The organism is Deinococcus hopiensis KR-140, assembly GCF_900176165.1.
In the GTDB taxonomy this organism is placed as follows: Bacteria; Deinococcota; Deinococci; order Deinococcales; family Deinococcaceae; genus Deinococcus; species Deinococcus hopiensis.
The window spans coordinates 299,311-316,237 of sequence record NZ_FWWU01000006.1; the positions used below are offsets into that span (position 1 = coordinate 299,311).

The following is a 16,927-nucleotide window of genomic DNA, read 5'->3' on the forward strand; positions in this document are numbered from 1 at the left end:
TTCCGGATCGTCCGTTCCATCCGCGGCGCAGCGTTGCGCGTCCGCTCGGGGTGGCCCGTGATTTCAACACGGATAAACTGGAATCCTAAGGATTCCCCTGCCGGCTCTCCAGACGGGGTCGCCCTTGAGAACCTCACGGCCTGAGCCGCCGGCACCAGCGCCTCGAAGCCGCGGTAGGTCCGCCGGCGAGGGGCCCCCTGAGTCAGGGCAAATGGAAGGCGCACTTTCCCCCACCCTCCCCTGGGTTTGCCGGGAGCGCCTCCACAGGTCTGTTCGGGAGAAGAGAAGGATCAGTGGTCATATTTTGATAGAATCAAATGATGAGGCGGCATACCAACCTTGATATGGACGCGCTGAGGACACTGGTCTACGGCGTCGATCTGGGCAGCTTCAGTCAAGCGGCGCTCAAACTGTCGCGGTCACCGTCGGCCATCAGCACCCAACTCAAAAAGCTGGAAGCCCAGGTGGGAACCGAACTGCTGCGCAAATCGGGACGTGGCCTGGTCCTGACAGACGCCGGTGAGTCGTTCCTGGTGTATGCCCGCCGCCTTCTGGAACTGAACGACGAGGCCGTGGCCGCAGTTCGCGGCAGTAAAATGGAAGGTGCGGTCCGCCTGGGCGTCCAGGAGGACTTCGGTGAATCACTGCTTCCGCAGGTGCTCGGCGCCTTCGCACGCTCACATCCCAGAGTCAACATCCAGGTGCGGATCACCCGCAACGCCGACCTCCTCGCTGGGGTAAATAAGGGAGAACTCGACCTCGCGCTGGCATGGGGTGAAACCCGAACAGCCTACGTGGAGTCCCTGGCCACCCTCCCCGTCCGCTGGTTTGGTCCGCGGGAACCGGCCCAGGTCCTTCGGCATCCTCTGCCTCTGGCCGTATTTGAAAGCCCCTGCCTTTTCCGCACACTGGCGACGGCCTGCCTCGACGCCGTGGGCATCCCCTGGAAGGTAACGTTCACCAGCCCCAGTCTGGCAGGACTGTGGGCTGCCCTCTCTGCGGGTCTTGGCGTCACACCCCGCACCGCGTTGGGGGTGCCCCAGGGTGTGCGGCCGCTGGATCACGCGGACTTGCCTGATCTTCCCAGAATCGCTTTGAGCCTGCACCGTTCAGAAGCAACGGCGTCGCCAGCCGTAGCGCGCCTCACGGAACTGGTCAAACAGACCGTGGACGACGTGATCGAACAGCGCGCAATCTAGGCACTGCAGCGAGTTCTGTGAGGTGGCTGCGCGGCATTGGGTGAGGGAAAGGCAGAACCGCTGCGGCCACGCGGGTCGGCGGCACCCACGCGCGAGATGTGGGTACAGCGCCTCCCCGTACTGAAGTGCGGGGCCTACCTGCAGCGGCGTCCGTCAGGACGCCCTGCTCCTCGTCAGCGGGTCGCGCTCTCCCGGAGGGCCCCACCGCGCTCTCCTCTGTCCACGTTTAAAGCTTCCCGTGGTGTTCTGACCAGAACATGTGTCCTGCTGCAGGACATGCGGAGCTGGGAACGCCATGGGCGTCAAGTGCTGGACCTGCTGTTCTCCAGTTTCGGGGCCTTACCGAACCGGGCCAACTCCCTGATGAGGCAGACCTGGTTCCACCAGCACCTCATCCCGAAGAAGGGCGCCCTCTTCTTCCATCAACACCCAGGCCAGGACCAGGCCTGGAAGAAAAAGCCCAAGGGCGAACGCCAGAAGGAGGGGGGAGGTCCGCTCTTCCGGTGGTCTGGCGACCACGACGGCTGCCTGCACAGGGAGACGCGCGCTGCAAGCCGCAAAGGCGCTCCCTCCACCACGGGCAAACCTCCAGCACGCGTGAGCAGAGGGGGGCGCAAGGGATGATCCGGAAACTGTATTTCTTCTCCTGGAGCCGCCTGCCGATCTGGTGCTCCACCACCTACACTGGGGTGTCCGCTTCCTCCACACGGAGGGCGTCACGCACGGCGACGGGAGTGTCAAGAGGGGTCTGTCAAGTTCGTAGGGTGAGGCGAGCAAGTTTTCGCCTGGCCGCTGTGCCGGAGAAGGTCGAGCTCACTCCGCCCTTCCCGGGAGGTGGCGTCCAGGGCGGTGCAGCTGCCCGGTTTCATTGTTTGTCATCGCGGCACTTTACCGGAGCAATTGGACGAAGGCCTCGACGATCTGAGGATCAAAGTGGGTACCGGCACTGCTCCGGATGTGCGTCAGGGCCCGCGCCTTGCTCCAAGCGGCACGGTAGGGGCGGTCGCTCGTCAGGGCGTCGTAGACGTCTACCACCGCAAATGCTCTGGCCGTCAGGGGGATGACCTCGCCTTTCAGTCCCCGCGGATAACCGCTGCCGTCCCACTTCTCGTGGTGGTACTCGGGAATGTCCAGTGCCGGACGCAGAAACTTGATCGGCGAGAGCAGCTCCACCGCGTAACTGGGGTGCTTTCTCATCTCCATCCACTCCTCATCCGTCAGCTTCCCAGGTTTGAGCAGCACGGCGTCCCGGATGCCCATCTTGCCGATGTCATGCAGCAGCGCACCCCGGCGGACATGAATCAGATTCTCGGACGAGACGCCCAGGTGTTGGCAGAGTGCCACGGTCATCTCGGTGACCCGCCTGGAATGACCCTCTGTCTCTTTGTCGCGCAGGTCGAGCGCCCTGGCCCAGCCTTCGATGGTCTCGTCGTACGCCAGGCGCAGTTCCAAGTTCTTGCGCTCGATCGCGGTGAAAAGCTGCGCGTTTTCCACCGCGATCGCCGCTTGACTGGCCAGGGTTTCAAACATCTCGAGCCACGTGGGGGTGAGGGTCAAGGCCTGCCGCTGGAGGACTTCAACGACGCCCATGACCTTTCCTTTGCTGATCAGCGGCACAGCGTAGTACGCCGTCAGCCCTTCACGCTCAAAGAGGTTCTTCTCGTCGGAGGTCAGAGGCACGCCGCTCAAGTCCAGTGCGCTGAGTGGCGTTCCACTCAACGCGACCTGACCAGCCAGGCGGACACCGAGCTTTACGGCAGAGCCCTGCAGGATGCCCGGGGAGAGCCCACGGACGGCGGCGTACTCGAGGGTCAGCGTGTCGCGGTCGAGAAGCAGGGCTGTGGCGGCGTCCGCACCGAGTTGCTGACAGATATTGTCCAGCACCAGGCTTAGCGTCATGGTGAGATTGGCACTCGACGCGATGGCCTGATCGATCTCTCTTAAACCAGTGACGTGACGCAGTTGTTGGTGAAGGTCAGCGTTCAGGGTCCGGATCTCCTGCTCCGCAGCAAGCCGGGCACTGATGTCGTGGGTGATGTTGGCGACGCCCATTACTTGGCCAGTTGCATCGAGCACAGGGGAGGCCGTTGTCGACACCGGTACCCGGCGACCGTCTTTGGTCCTGCGGACCGTCTCGAGGGCTTCGACGCGTTCTCCCTGCCGTCCCCGGCTCAGCATCTCGGCTTCCTCAGTATGGAGTTCTGGGGGGACGATCAGGTCCAGCGCCTGACCGATGGCTTCGGCCTTCGTGTATCCGTACAATTTCTCGGCACCCATGTTCCACGACCGAATGGTGTTGTCGAGGCCGACCCCGACGATGGCGTTGTGGCTGGCCTCGACGATGGCGGCCAGGAACGCCTGGTCCTCCTCGGCCGCTTTGCGCTGGGTGACGTCGCGTCCCACCCCGTAGACCAGTGGATGGTCGGGAATGGCCGCAGCGTTCCACTCCAGCCAGACCGTATGCCCGTCTTTATGGAGGTAGCGGTTCTGGAACACAAATGCGGCTGGTCCCTCTGCCGCCCCTTGCTGAATCATGCGGGCCCCCTGGGCGTAGGTCCTGGCACGGTCATCGGGATGCACGAAGGCGGTGTGGGGGCGGCCGATCATCTCTTCGGGCGTGTAGCCCAGGATGCGCCCACACGCTGCATTGACGCTGATAATCCTGGCCCCCAGGCCGGACGTCGTGATGAGGTCCTGCGACAGGTCCAGCGTGCGTTGCAGCTCGGCCGCGACGTGTCGGTAACGCGCCTCGCTGGCCCGCTGCGCCTCTTCGGCGGCCTTGCGGTCGGTGATGTCACGGGCCACGCTGTAGATTTGCGGGTCTCCCGGAACGATGGTCGCGTTCCACTCCAGCCAGATGGTGTGCCCGTCCTTGTGAAGGTAGCGGTTCTGGAATACGGTCGTGGCCTGCCGTCCGGCCTTCGCCTCCTGGGTCATGGCCGCACCCTCGGCGTAGGCTGCCGTCCGGTCCTCGGGGTGGATAAGCTCAAGGAAGGAGCGGCCGATGAGTTCTTCAGGCGTATACCCGAGGATGCGCTGGCTCGCGGCATTGACGTTGATGACTCTGGCTTGAGGACCAGACGTCATAATCATGTCCAGTGACAGGTTGAGGGTGCGCTGCAGCTCGGCCGCCACCTCCCGGAGACGCGCTTCATTGGCCAGCCGCTCTTCCTCAGCCTGGCGCTGCTGGGTGACGTCTCGGGTAAACACCGAAACCCCGTCCTCGGAAGGGTAGGCAGTGATTTCAATCCACTTTCCGAATGGCTCCAGATAGCTCACAGCGGTCTGAGCCGTACCGGTCTCTTTAGCTTGCTGGATGGCCTGGACCACCGCAGAGTCAACGATGTCAGGGAAAGTCATCAGCATGTTGCGCCCGATCAGTTCTTCAGGGCGCTTTCCGGCAATGCGGGCGGCGGCAGCGTTGAGGTAAATGTAGTTCAGGTGTGCGTCGAACGAGACAACGCCGTCAGTGATCCGTTCTAAAGTGGAAGTGAGTTGTTGCCTGGCTTCCTCACGCGCAGTGACGTCGTTTTGGAAGCCAACATAGTGTGTCAGTGTGCCGGAAGCGTCGTGAACTGGACTGAGGGTCAGCTCGTTGTAAAACAGTGAGCCGTCCTTGCGGTAGTTGCGCAAGGTTGCGGTGGTGCTCGCCCCTCCTGCCACCGCCTGCCTGATCTCTGTTAAACCCGCCTGGTCGCGGTCTTGACGCTGCAGGAAACGGCAGTTGAGCCCGAGGACTTCACCGGTCGTGTAGCCGGTGAGTCGCTCGAACGCCCGGTTGGCATAGACGATGGGATGGTCTTCGCGTTGTGCGTCACTGATCACGACGCCGATGGCACACGCCCCGAGGGTATGACTCAGGAGGTGGAGGTCTGCCGAGGATGGAAGGCGAAAGGTCATCTGGTCATCGTTGCTCCTCGAATATGGTCCGCATTCATCTCAGTCTTTGATTGAGTCATTGACAAACATCTTCCAAAAGACCCGTAGGCGCCCTGCTGTCAGTACGCTGCACGCGCTGATCAGTAGAGGTGAAGCGCCGGGTTGCGGCTGCGCTTGGATTCGTACATTCTCCTGTCGGCCACGGTCATCACGGCGCTCCCTATACCGTCGGCCGGGAAAAAGGCTACGCCAGCGCTCGCTCCCACACCCGGAAACGCCTGCGCGCGCACCATCCCCACCGCCTCCTGAACCCGCGACAACACCACCTGCTGGTATTCCTGCGTGGGCTCCACCAGCAGCACCGCAAACTCGTCCCCGCCCAACCGAAACACTTGATCCTCGGCCCTGAACACCGAGGTCAGCGCTTTCCCAAACGACACCAGGAGCGCGTCTCCCGCGTCGTGTCCGTGGGTGTCATTCACCCGCTTCAACCCGTCCACGTCAATCACGATCACCCCGAACACGGTGTTGTGGCGCTCCGAACGCGCCACTTCCCGCACCAGGTCCTCCTCAAACGCCCGCCGGTTGCGCAGCCCCGTGAGTACGTCGTGGTTTGCCAGTTGTCCCAGCATGGCCGTGCGCTCACGCTCGAGCGAAAGCTCCACCTGCAGTTGCGCGAAGTGGTGCAGCATGATGATCAGGGCCCCATGCGCAGTGAGCACGATCAGGGGCAGCGGGACGCCCACAAAAGGGCCAACCATCCTCAGCGTCGCCACCGTATGTGGAATCCCTACCATGACCAGCGTCCCCGCCAGTCCCAGCGCTTCCAGGCGTGCGCGCCGGGGGGAGTGCTGCAAAAACAAAAACGTGTATACCACTGGGGCCAGCAGCGCAACGCTGAGGAGCGCGATCGGTGACCCGGGATGCGTGGGCAGCACGTACAGCCCACAGATCCATACACCCAGCAGAATCAGCGCGTATAGTGAGGAAATCACACCTTCCAGGCACTGACGTATGGGACGGGGACCGAAGAGTGCAGTGCCGTGGATCAGGAGCGTAGCGAGCATCAGAAAGAGGTACTCGCGCACCGAGTTGCCGAAGAGCAGGTAGATCAGCAGGCCCCAAAGACTGCAGATAAAGGGAATCCACAGCAGGAAGCGCAGGGGCCGGCCGAACGCTGCCGTAATGGGCGTGTGGCGGGGCTCGCTGGGTGCGATCCGCAGGGAAGTCCCAATGGGGGGCAGGTGCAGAGGAGTCATTTCGTTTCCTGGGCAGGGGAAAGGCGCTGCTCAGGCTTCATTCTACCTTTAATTTTTTCACATTGCCTTTATGCTCTTGACTGCCTCCCTCCTCCAATTGGGGGAGGAGACATTTTGGCTCGGCGTGATGCCCCAGTTATGTGCGGAGGAACTGCGCTTTGCATTTTTCGAGGGTGCGCGGCCGGCCCACTGGAGCGGCAAGGTGACGGCGGGACTCAAGGGCCGCAACAGAGGAAAGGCCCGGGGCGGGACGCCTGGGCCTCCCCGCGCTTGGTCAAAAGGCGGACAATGCCCTCAGTGGCGACAAACAGGGGGGCCGCCAGCTTGGCGTACGTTCTGGGAGGAGCGTCCGCATGATCTGGCTCCGCCTGCTGTCTCATGTCCGCGCTCCTGCTCGCCTCCACCGCTGAAGGCGGGACCGTGGGGCGGCCGGGGGCAACCGCCACGCCGGGGGTGAGTGGGGTTGAGCGTTGGCCTCGGCCGTTCGCGCTCCACCGGTGGCCAGATATGGCGTTCACAGGGCCATTGCGGACCTAACACCGGTGGGGAAGATGGCGCCCGTATCGTGCGGAGGTGGCGCCGTCTCCCACGCGCCAGAGCCCCCAGCCGGGGGGCGTTTTTCATTCTACTCAGGAGGTGGGCTATGCTCACTGCCAATGTCTTCCGGTCTTGAACTTCTGTCTCCCCACCAAGCTCAGAATCTAGAGCAGGTCTTGGCGCTTTTCGCTTACCCAGCTGCCATCCTGGACCGGAACCTGTCGTACCTCGCCCTCAATGAGGCGCACGCCGCCTTGAACGGGAAGTCGCAGCACGATCACCTGCGCCGGCCCATCTCTGAGGTGGCGCCCGCACTCTCCGCTCACCTTGACCGCAACTTCAAGCAGGTTCTTGAATCCGGCATACCCCTCCTTGATCGGCGGGTCCTGCTCGGTCACGCCCAGGAGATGGGCACTGTACAGCCGTGGTTCGTCAGCGTCGCCCCACTTCAGAACGCGTCTGCTGTGCCTGCCGCGCTCCTCTTTACCTGCCGTGAGGAGCGGAGTGCCTCGCTGCAACTCCCGTCATCCCTGGGTGATCTTGGGGCCCGCTTGTTTCAGCTCTCCACCGATATCGCCAAAGCGCAGTCCGTTCAGGACGTCGTCCACCTGATCCTGGCCCAGGCGTTGCCTATCATTGGGGCCATCGCCGGGGGACTGTCACTCCTGACGGACGACCGCACTGCTTTAAAGGTGTTGGGCGCCTCTGGTTACGACTTTGCCCTTATCCGGGCCTGGCCGGCTGTTCCCCTCTCCCTCTCTATTCCTGCAACGGATGCGGTCCAGGAGCGGCAATCCCTCTTTCTGACCTTCCCCGAGGTGCAGGCGCATTACGCGCAAGCGGCGGACACCCCCTCCTACGCTGAACAGGCCCATGTGGCCCTGCCGCTCATGGTCGACGATCAGGTGATCGGCGCCCTTACGCTGAACTTTCCAGACCGTGTACGTTTCACGCAAGGGGAGCAGAACGTGATGACGGCCCTCGCGGACAACTGCGCGCAGGCCATCGTGAGGCTTCAACGGCAGGAGTCGGAGCGGGCAGAGCGGCAGGCCCTGGAGGAGGGAGCCACGCTGTTTCGCACGGTGTTCAGCGAGGCCTCCATTGGGGTGGCAATGGTAGACCCACGGCTCCGAATCGGTGAATCGAACCCTGCTTTTGCACAACTTACCGGCTTGTCCCAAGTTCCGGGCACCTCCCTGATGCAGGAAGGACATGGCCTCCGTGAACTCGGCGTCATGGTGGCCACGGTGCGGCAGACCCGGCGTTCCATGTTGCGGCAACCGCTGCTGATCAACCGTCAGGGTGGCGCGGAAGAGACATTGCTGGTGGACTGCTTGCCAATGGTGAATGGACAGGGAGTGCTGACGGGCGCCGCCTGCCTCCTGAGGGCACCCTTCTTGGTGGAACCGGGTCTCCCTTCGCGGACGGACACCTGAGCTCACGGCGGGTGTGCGGTTTCCTTCTGCCACGGATGTGGGCAAAAGCGCTGCTCTAAATGTTTGGTCGCTGAGATGCTCCAGTTTTGGAAAATAACCTCTGGCACAGCTTCTTGGCTCATTTTGAGGCATGTCAAAGGAGCTTGACTGTGCTTGACGGCTCCTCCGGCCCTCATCCGGGTGCTCGCGCAACGCCTGGAGCTGGCGTGCGCCTGAAGGCCGCCAGTTCAGCCGGAAGGTGGGCGTGGAGGAGTAGACCCCGCGCCCACCTCCTCTTTTGGCCGCACCGCCCGGCGGCGCTGAGCGTTGCCCAAGCCGCCTACCCTAAGAAGCAAATTCGCCTTTGCGTGCAGGACGAAGGACGTCTTGGCCTTGCGGCGGTGTTGAAGCGCCTCTGGGCGCTACGGGGTTGGCGTCTCCTGCTTGCTCAACGCCGCCCTGATCCATGGCTCTACACCTCTATTTTCGCCGAACCTCAAACGGGCAAAGTGAATTTCTGGTTTTTTCCACGGTTAGCATCCCACTGATGGAGACCGCGCTGAAAGGGTTCGGTCGGGCTGTCGATCCTGGGGCCAACAGCTTACTGTGCTTCTACTCGACCAGGCAAGATGGCACATGAGGAAAAAACTCAGTGTTCCTCACAATATCATCCTGCTCCCATTTCCAGCGTCTACAACTGAACTTTCGCCAGCAAAGCCCATGGTCATGGAATTGAAGGCACCAGTGCGAGTAAAACAATTCGAGATATTCAATCAACCAAAGATCTGATCGTAAGAGAAGGGGAAAGACTGAGAAGTTGCCCTCAGGAAGTAAAGTTGCCGACCCTCTCTTCCTGGATCAAGCACGCTTTAGACTCATATTAATCTCGAATCTCGCATTACATCCGTTCTTCCTGAGACGGACTGAATTCTTGTGGTCTTGCCGTTCCACAGGCGCCTCCCGGAGGAGAGCCAAACCTCTGCACTTCCCCTCACCGGGCCCACGTTATGGAGAAGACGGTGATGCGGAGATGACGCTTGGGCGCCGGCGTCATCTCCGCATCATCCGGATCCCTTTACGTTGACGGGCATGAAGCTTTCACGGTCCGCCCTGCTGCTCGGCAGCCTCGCCCTCCCGCTGGCCCTCGGTCCAGGCGCACAGGCCGCCGCCCCGACGTCTGCTCCGCCCCGCACTGTGCAGGTCGCCGCCCAGCTCGACGGTGTGGCGGCCAAGCTGGGCGAAACCTTTACCCTGGGCAAAGGGAGCCCGCTGAACTTCACCCTGCTAAAGGCCGAATATGACGTGGGCCGTGTGGTGATGGGCAATACGGTGTACTTTGCCAAGGCCACGGCACTCGGCTGTATTCCCGCTTCCGCGGGCACCTTCGCTCCCCTCCAGGCCTTCGACCTCCGCTTCGGTGGGGCCACATTCACGGGCAAGGCCCTCAATGGCAAAGCGCCTGCCCCCAGCTGCCGGTACCTCACAGCCGTCTTCACGCTGAAAAACCCGCTGGGCACCGAGCAGCCCTACGCCTGGTCCGACTTCAAGCCCACGTTAAAGGACGCGGACGGCAAGCGCGTGGCGTACAACAGGGTGATGCTCAAGGCCAGCCGCGACGAAAGGGTGGAGGGCAGGCTGCCCGGCGGTGAGGAAGTCCGGGTGCGCTTCTTCTTCGACTTGCCCGCGAATGAGGGGGTGGAGAGCCTCTCGGTCACCGACGCTGGGGGACGCGCCTACGTTTACGACCAGAAGGACCTCAAGTGATGCGGGAGCTGGCCCCACGCACGCCAGGAAAGGATGACGCCCTGAACCTCCACTCGCTCGGTTACCGCACGGACATGATCTTCGCCCGCTTTCACGGCAAGGTCGAAGACCTCGGTGACGCCGTGTGCATCGCCCACCCGGAAAGCCCCGGCTTCTACTTCGGCAACCTGCTGGTCTTCCGCCATCCGCCGCAGGCGGGAGACCGTTCCCGCTGGGAGGCCCTGTTCGCCCAACACGTGGGCGCGCCGCCCCAGACCAGACACCGCCTTTTCGGCTGGGACGTGCCCGCCACGCGGGAGGCCGATGTACAGGACTTTCTGGACGCGGGCTACCACCTCGAAGAAAGTCTGGTGATGGCCGCGCCCCGCTTGCACGCGCCTCCCCGCCTGAACACGCAGGCCGAGTACCGCCCCCTGCGCGACACCGACGAGGAGTGGCAGGCGGCGGTGGAGAACCAGGTGGCCGGGCGCGAGGAAGGCCACGACGAGGCCCGTTACCGCGCGTTCAAGACCAGCCAGTTTCGCGGCTACCGCGCCATGGCCCGGGCGGGACTGGGCTTCTGGTACGGGGCCTTTCTGGAGGGCCGCCTCGCGGCCGATCTCGGCGTCTTTTTCGACGGAACCGGCCTGCTGCGGTACCAGAGCGTCACCACCCACCCGGACTGCCGCCGGCAGGGCCTGTGCGGCGCGCTGACCTTCCTCGCGGGGCAGCACGCCCAGAACCACTTCGGCGCGCGGGAGCTGGTGATCGTGGCCGATGACCACGCGGAGGCCAAGCGCGTTTACGCCTCGGTGGGCTTTCAGGAGGCCGAACGCCAGCAACTGCTGCTGCACCGGGGCTGAGGCGCAGCAGCTCCTCTACCGGGAACGGTCGTGGCCGGCATTCAGGAAGGCGTGGGCCTTCCGAACACGCCGGTGGGCCTCTCGTCGGTCCAGGGCGCAGCCCGCGCTGGTGGTCCACCAGGGCCGCGCTCGCAACCGCTCCACTTCCCGCTGCGTCTTGCTGCGGTCCGGTGGGGAAGGGGTGGCCACCGCGGTGAAGCGCTCCAGGTGTTCGGCGATCTCCCGCAGGATCCGGTCGGCGTGCCCGCACAGGTTATTCACGCGGTGGTGCGTCTGCTGGAAGCAGGTGGCTTCTCCCGGCACCGGGTGCCAAGCGCAGTTGTTGGAATGGTGCGTGGAAGGGTACCCCTCCCGGCGCCATTCTCCCCCATGCCCATTCCAGTTCGGTCAAAAAGAAGTCCGCCCTTTGACCCATGTTCCAAATCAGAGCGAAGGCCTGGAGTTGGCCCCGGGCCTTCGCTCTGATCCGTCTGCCTTCAGGAGATGAACCGTAGCAGCCCCAAAATGAGACAAAGCCTGCGCCGTTCGCGCCCTGATGGACGGCCGCCCTCCTTGGGAGTGGCGAGGGCGAGCTGCGCGGCGGGTCAGTGAACACCACCCGGAACCGAAGCCTTGGAGCGTCACCTCCCCTACAACCCTCCCAGGAGACCTCTACATTTGTCCACGGGCGACTGGTCCCTCAAAAGGAGACGGAACCGGGGACTTTTATGGTGATTGAAGCGGTCGTTATCTGCCCCGCAGCATTACGTGCTGTTGCGGTATACGTGAGCGGTTTGTCCTTTCCCAAAATGTCGGGGAGGGCCAGCGTAAACGTCGCCGAACTGTTCTTGCTCGTCGCCAGCACTTCAGCATGAGGACCAGAGATGACGAGTTCCGTCGGGCCAAGCGGATCAAAGGCGTTGGCCGTCAGCTGTACCTGGCCTTTACCTTGAAGGAGGTCAGGTGAGTAGGCGTTGATCATCACTTCGGTTGCTGCAGATTCTGGACTCACTGCGCAAACAAGAGCTTCAATGTGCACCTCCCCCGACTCCAGGGGAGCCCCTTGGGCATCGAGGTAGGTGTAATTCAGAACAGATGACCCAACACCCGGTCCTGACCAACACGAGCCGAGATTTGCCTGGAGAATATCTCCATCCAGAGATGCTGGCACTGCTTTCCCATTAAGAATGAAATGCCCAGATACGGCGCTTCTTCTGAGATCTTCATTTTTCGGTAATGCTTTTACCAATACAAAGTCATTCATCAAAACACCCTGAGAAGAAAAATTGAATTTGTCTCCATTGGAAATATTAAGGATCAAGCTTGGGGAGGCTTCGGGAATTACATTCAACCCGCATGCAGATAGAAGTAAAGTCAAGCCAACGAACCAATTTTTTCTTCTCATCATAATCTCCTGTTGAAAACTTCGGTATTTCTCTTGGATTTATGAAAATGTAGAGAACAGCACCCACTCGCCCTTGGAGGAGGCGGCTACCTATCGATGAGCAACAAAGGACCTATTCAAGATGTTCGAAGAATAATTGGGAACGCTTGGCACTGAGAAGGCGTTCGTCTGAATTTCAAATTGTTCCTTTAGTTGGATGAGCGCGTCTTCATAGGACAATTCGCCACTGAGGCACTTTAAGAGGATGATCTGGTAAAGTCCAAATAGAACGAAGGCAAATTGTTGAGCATTAATCCTTTGTTGAATTTCTTCAAATTTCCAACATTGATTTAAAACCATGGCAAGTTGGTCAACGATACTTCGCGTCTGTCCGGTCACATGGCATTGCCATGGCCCGTTTTGAAAGAGCGATTCCTTGACGAAATATCGGGACAGCTCGGGATGGGTTTGGTACAAATCTATATACGTTTTGAAGATCCCAAAAAGCGCTTCGCTGAGCGTTTCTTGAGAATAGTCGCGTTCAAATACTTTAACCGTTGTATTCGAAATATAATCAGAGAATACCATAAGGAGCAGGTCGGCCTTATCTCTCACGTGGAAAAAAACTGTACCGGGTGCTACTCCGGCAAGATCGGCAATCCCGCGTATCGTAGATGATGTAAAGCCCTGTTGAATAAAAAGAGTGGAAGCCGCTTGCTTAATGCGATCAAGAGTCTCCTGCTTATTACGCTTCCGCCAGGACTCCAGTGCTTTAGCTTCAATAGATTCGGTTGTCGACAAGGTACCCCTTTTCTGAGCGATCCTCTAGTTCTTTTCTCGCATTGCCTAATAAAAGATGGGCAATGGTATTTATACAGCCCGTTTTATCCAAAAAATGTTGCTTATCTTAATATGGTCACGAGTCCATTTATGATAAAAAAATAGTATTTTGTTCCTATACATACGCTTTCTTAGGTTCATGCATTGACGTTCCAACCAAAGATACCAAATGGAACTTGGCAAGAAGTCACTTCAAGTCGTTGGCAGAAACGATCTGGATCTTGGCCACTTGCGGCTGCAGCACGTTGTCCAGCTTCATAATCAGCACCCGAGAACGGTCACGCTCTCCCGTGTTTGAAAAGCCCACTGCCCCAGTCACAGTTACGCATGGGCTCTTAAAGCAGGCAGGCATGTTGACATCCCGAACAGCCATACTCACTTGTGCCCGGGTGGGCACCCCTTTACTCAGCGAACTCTTAATGGCCGTCAGAAGAGCATTGGCCGCGTCATAGGCATACATCGTGACACCACTGGGTTTGGTGCTGTACGCCGCCTGGTAGGCATTGGTAAAGGTCAGCGCATTCGAGAAGGAGCTGACTGGACCGTAGACCGTGCTGTACACCACTCCGGCAGCGTCAATGCCGGTACGTTGAAGGAAACTCGGTGAGTCCAGGCCGTCACTGCCGACGAAGGTCGACTTCACCCCGGCAGCGCGCAGGGCCTTTACCAGCAGCGGTCCATTGTCATCGCTGCCACCGAAATACACCACAGGTGCACCACTGGCCTTGATGAGCCTCACTGCACCAGCAATCTGTTCCGCACCAGAAGCACCGATGTAGCCAGCGACATTGACGTTCAGGGGCTTGAGGTTGGCCATGACGACTTTGGTGAGGCCGTTGCCGTAAGCGGTGTTGTCGGAGACCACATACACGCTTTTGGCCTTCAGTTCACCACTGATGTATTTCGCTGCCGCGACGGCCTGCGCCTGATCAGGAGCGACAAGACGGTTAAAGTGCGTCCAGTTGTGCGCTGTGAGCTGATCATTCGTACTTGCCGGCGTAATGATGGCCAGCTTTGCCGCTGCAAGCCCCTGCGCGAGGACGTTGGAGACGCTGGAGTTTACAGCGCCGACCACACCGAGAATGCTCCGGTCCGCGACGATCGTTTTGGCCAATTGTGTGCCGACCGTCGGGGAGGACTGGTCGTCGAACGAGACGAGCTGAAGGTCATGCCCGAGGGCTTTAAAGGCAGCAACCTGCTCTTTAACGGCGAGTTCAGTACCGCGTTTGACTTCTGTGCCAAAGGGCCCGAGGCCGCCGGTGAGGGGGCTGACCAAGGCGAGTTTGATGGTGGCGGCCTCAGAAGCACCGCTGAGCAGCAAGCCGGCCGTGAGGACGCAGGTCAAAAGCTGATGTGGGAGTAAGGGTTTCATAGGGCCTCCAGCGGTGTACTGGTTTTGCCGTCAAAGCTCATGACGACCCTCCTATACGCGCGTTCCAGGAATCATTCGCGTCGAGGAGAAGGTTCTGGACGGGCGTTTTTGCACGTTTCCCCGGTGTGGTTTCGGGTGCATTGAGCGTGATGTACCGAACACCAGGGACGTGCAGCCTGGGTGGTGGAGGGCTGGGATAGAGCTCTTGGAGAAGGGCCTGGAGGCGGTTCGGAGAAAACGTCGGGGTCATACAGCCTCCTTCACGTTGGAGCGGCGCTCAACCGCCCGCTTTGACTCGCAGCGGACTGAGCTTGAAGAAATACTAGTGCAAAATGCTCACAGGATTCTGACGAATAGACAATATTATCTTCTAAGCGGTCAAGTCTGGTCACAATTCCTGCATGTTGTAGATAAAATTCTTTACACTTTGCGAAATTCCTCTCGCTCCTCCGCCGCTTGGACGCTGGAGACCGTGAAACGTCCCTGGTCAGGCCGGCAAAGCAGGTGCGCGCCAAAAAACGCACCTCCACGACGCGTGGAGGTATCCGCGGGATTCGTGGTGTCAAACCGGCGCCGGGTGGTGGAGTGGACCTCCGCCTGGCCCTGAAAATGCAGGCGCATGGTGGGGGACGGCGAGGCCCTGCCAGAGACAGCAGAACACTTCATCTACGAGGTGATCATTCGCTTGATGCTCGGCCGCTTGGCTAAAGGTCCATCCTGATCTTTTCAGACGCGCTTTATTGGTGCCAGGCTTGATTCAAGGCGTGAAGGGAGATGTTCCGTCAGGGCGAGCCTTCCCAGGGGGAGGAGCACGCTGGGTGGCCCGACCTTAAGCCGTCATCAATACGCATCTCGCAGGTCTTTCCAGCCCTTATACGGCTTCCGATTCATTCCTTAACAGAGGCCACCGATGAAAGAGGGGTGGTGGGAGAGAAGATCGGGCTGGGTCTCCAACCACGCACACTGTTAAGCGAGCGTCTGGGAGAAGTCGTGCAGCGTGTCAAAGTAGCGATTGGCGACGGTGCGATCGGTCAAGGCCCTAAGCCGTTCGGCGGGTTGCAACTCTGGGGCATACGGTGGCAAGGTCAGGGGTTCAACACCCGGTGGATGTCCCTGCGGTGCAGGGACATGGAACCCCCGCCGTCCTGAACGGCGAGGACTTGGGGGTCCTCACCCGCTCCCACACTCTTGGCGAAGGCTGCCATCACGGCTTGGTAGGCCTCCTTGTTCAGGACCGGAACCAACCAGAACCGGCTTTCTCCGCTCTCGGGGTTGACGAACGCGTAGATGTAGAGCCGCTCATCGCGTGGATGGACGGGACGGACGAGGGGCTGCCCCGTCGGTGCCCAGACCGTACGGAGAATCGGTTGTAAGCCCAGACGATGTTCGTCCATGGCCCACAACGACACTCGGGGGTGGACAAGCTCCGCCGTGCGGAGCTTCTCGACTAACGCTTTGTTTTGGACGCCTCTTTGGCTTCCTCGTCGCCCTTGACGTGTCGTGGGCGTGGTTTCTGTGGTGAAAAACCGGCAGCACGCATGAACTCGTAGGTGCGGCTGAGGTAGACGTCTTTGCCGAATTCCTGCTTGACCCAGGCCTGCACCTGCTTGCCTTCCCACACGATGCCTTGCTCGAAATCCTTATGAATTTGAGCCGCCAGACGTTGCTGCTCCTCAGGGGTCAAGAGGGTCGGGGCACCGCGGTTGGTCTGTCGCCCGTCTCGTAACGCGGCGAGGCCGACTTCCCGATACCGCCCGAGGAGGTGGTAGGCCGTGACCCGGCTGTAGCGACTGATGGACAGCACTTCCTTCACGGGGCGCTGCTCTGCGAGCAGCGCGAAGAACTGGGCCCGGCGACGCTCCACCGCGCAGGTACTGACTTCAAAGATCTTCCAAAATTCTTCGGCGGAATGCTCTGGGGGATGGGTAAAAGCAGACTGTTTGATCCCTCTATTGTAAACGATTTATTCGGAGTCCGTATTAGGCGCGACTTTTGCCCATGGCAACCCCAGGCTCTCCACAATCCACCACTTGTACTTTCTGTGTAATTTCGGGGTGAGGCCCATCCATGCGAGTCGTCCATGCTGAGCGTCCTTAAAACTCCAGGAATCGAACCAGAACTGCTCCACCGTTGCGTTAAATCTCCTGAGACGGGGATTGTCAGGCTGATAGTACTCATCCAGCACCGTCATAAAACGGGACCACTGTTCGGTGTCCCCGCTGCCAATCAACTGCTGCCCCCGCTTCGTTATTTCAAGGATGGCATCAATGCTGTAGGGACCAGTTCTCCCGGAAGCCCGGCTGAGTTTCGGTTTCAAATCTGGAATTGCCTCCTCGACATTGTGCAGAAAGGCCGCCATCCATCGGTTGTTCAACCCCATCTTTTATAATCTACAGCGTACCGATGTATGGCAGAGACGAATTTTTCAGGTAACTGCTCAGCACGGGAGTGGCTCCC

13 protein-coding genes are annotated in these 16,927 nt (G+C 60.3%); 4 read left to right on the forward strand and 9 right to left on the reverse strand.

Going from position 1 to position 16,927, the window contains the following annotated elements:
* The first annotated feature begins 320 nt into the window (after nucleotides 1-320).
* Nucleotides 321-1,199: a LysR substrate-binding domain-containing protein gene (locus B9A95_RS08055; RefSeq protein ID WP_084046555.1), complete on the forward strand. Its 879-nt coding sequence runs from the start codon at nucleotides 321-323 to the stop codon at nucleotides 1,197-1,199.
* Nucleotides 1,200-2,087: 888 nt separating this feature from the next.
* Here B9A95_RS08055 and B9A95_RS08065 read toward each other — a convergent pair.
* Together B9A95_RS08065 and B9A95_RS08070 are read right to left on the reverse strand one after the other, a co-directional pair.
* Nucleotides 2,088-5,099 carry a PAS domain S-box protein gene (locus B9A95_RS08065; RefSeq protein WP_084046402.1) on the reverse strand — a complete coding sequence of 1,004 codons (3,012 nt, stop codon included), beginning with the start codon at nucleotides 5,097-5,099 and terminating at the stop codon, nucleotides 2,088-2,090.
* 119 nt (nucleotides 5,100-5,218) lie between these two features.
* Entirely contained in the window at nucleotides 5,219-6,337 is a 1,119-nt protein-coding gene (locus B9A95_RS08070) for a GGDEF domain-containing protein (protein ID WP_084046403.1), read from the reverse strand.
* A gap of 656 nt (nucleotides 6,338-6,993) precedes the next feature.
* Between B9A95_RS08070 and B9A95_RS08075 the strand changes: the two genes are divergently transcribed.
* From B9A95_RS08075 to B9A95_RS08085, 3 genes are all read left to right on the forward strand, one after another.
* The gene (locus B9A95_RS08075; protein ID WP_170928521.1) at nucleotides 6,994-8,310 is read left to right on the forward strand and encodes a GAF domain-containing protein; all 1,317 of its coding nucleotides are present in this window, start codon (nucleotides 6,994-6,996) and stop codon (nucleotides 8,308-8,310) included.
* Nucleotides 8,311-9,378: 1,068 nt separating this feature from the next.
* Nucleotides 9,379-10,053 (forward strand): hypothetical protein, encoded by a 675-nt coding sequence (locus B9A95_RS08080; RefSeq protein ID WP_084046405.1) that lies wholly within the window; start codon nucleotides 9,379-9,381, stop codon nucleotides 10,051-10,053.
* Nucleotides 10,053-10,895 (forward strand): GNAT family N-acetyltransferase, encoded by an 843-nt coding sequence (locus tag B9A95_RS08085; protein WP_245808203.1) that lies wholly within the window; start codon nucleotides 10,053-10,055, stop codon nucleotides 10,893-10,895. Before B9A95_RS08080 ends, B9A95_RS08085 begins: the two co-directional genes overlap by 1 nt.
* 15 nt (nucleotides 10,896-10,910) lie before the next feature.
* Here B9A95_RS08085 and B9A95_RS08090 read toward each other — a convergent pair whose 3' ends face one another.
* From B9A95_RS08090 to B9A95_RS08125, 7 genes are all read right to left on the reverse strand, one after another.
* Nucleotides 10,911-11,198 carry a hypothetical protein gene (locus tag B9A95_RS08090; protein WP_084046406.1) on the reverse strand — a complete coding sequence of 96 codons (288 nt, stop codon included), beginning with the start codon at nucleotides 11,196-11,198 and terminating at the stop codon, nucleotides 10,911-10,913.
* Between the two features lie 376 nt (nucleotides 11,199-11,574).
* The gene (locus B9A95_RS31820) at nucleotides 11,575-12,282 is read right to left on the reverse strand and encodes a hypothetical protein (RefSeq protein ID WP_139806587.1); all 708 of its coding nucleotides are present in this window, start codon (nucleotides 12,280-12,282) and stop codon (nucleotides 11,575-11,577) included.
* Nucleotides 12,283-12,369: 87 nt separating this feature from the next.
* The gene (locus B9A95_RS08100) at nucleotides 12,370-13,059 is read right to left on the reverse strand and encodes a TetR/AcrR family transcriptional regulator (protein WP_170928522.1); all 690 of its coding nucleotides are present in this window, start codon (nucleotides 13,057-13,059) and stop codon (nucleotides 12,370-12,372) included.
* A 226-nt stretch (nucleotides 13,060-13,285) separates the two neighbouring features.
* The gene (locus B9A95_RS08105; RefSeq protein WP_084046409.1) at nucleotides 13,286-14,470 is read right to left on the reverse strand and encodes a branched-chain amino acid ABC transporter substrate-binding protein; all 1,185 of its coding nucleotides are present in this window, start codon (nucleotides 14,468-14,470) and stop codon (nucleotides 13,286-13,288) included.
* A 1,085-nt stretch (nucleotides 14,471-15,555) separates the two neighbouring features.
* Complete coding sequence (locus tag B9A95_RS08115; protein WP_084046411.1) at nucleotides 15,556-15,864, reverse strand: hypothetical protein; 309 nt, start codon at nucleotides 15,862-15,864, stop codon at nucleotides 15,556-15,558.
* A 53-nt stretch (nucleotides 15,865-15,917) separates the two neighbouring features.
* Complete coding sequence (locus B9A95_RS08120; protein WP_139806588.1) at nucleotides 15,918-16,334, reverse strand: winged helix-turn-helix domain-containing protein; 417 nt, start codon at nucleotides 16,332-16,334, stop codon at nucleotides 15,918-15,920.
* Nucleotides 16,335-16,433: 99 nt separating this feature from the next.
* Nucleotides 16,434-16,850 (reverse strand): hypothetical protein, encoded by a 417-nt coding sequence (locus B9A95_RS08125; protein WP_084046413.1) that lies wholly within the window; start codon nucleotides 16,848-16,850, stop codon nucleotides 16,434-16,436.
* Nucleotides 16,851-16,927: the final 77 nt, after the last annotated feature.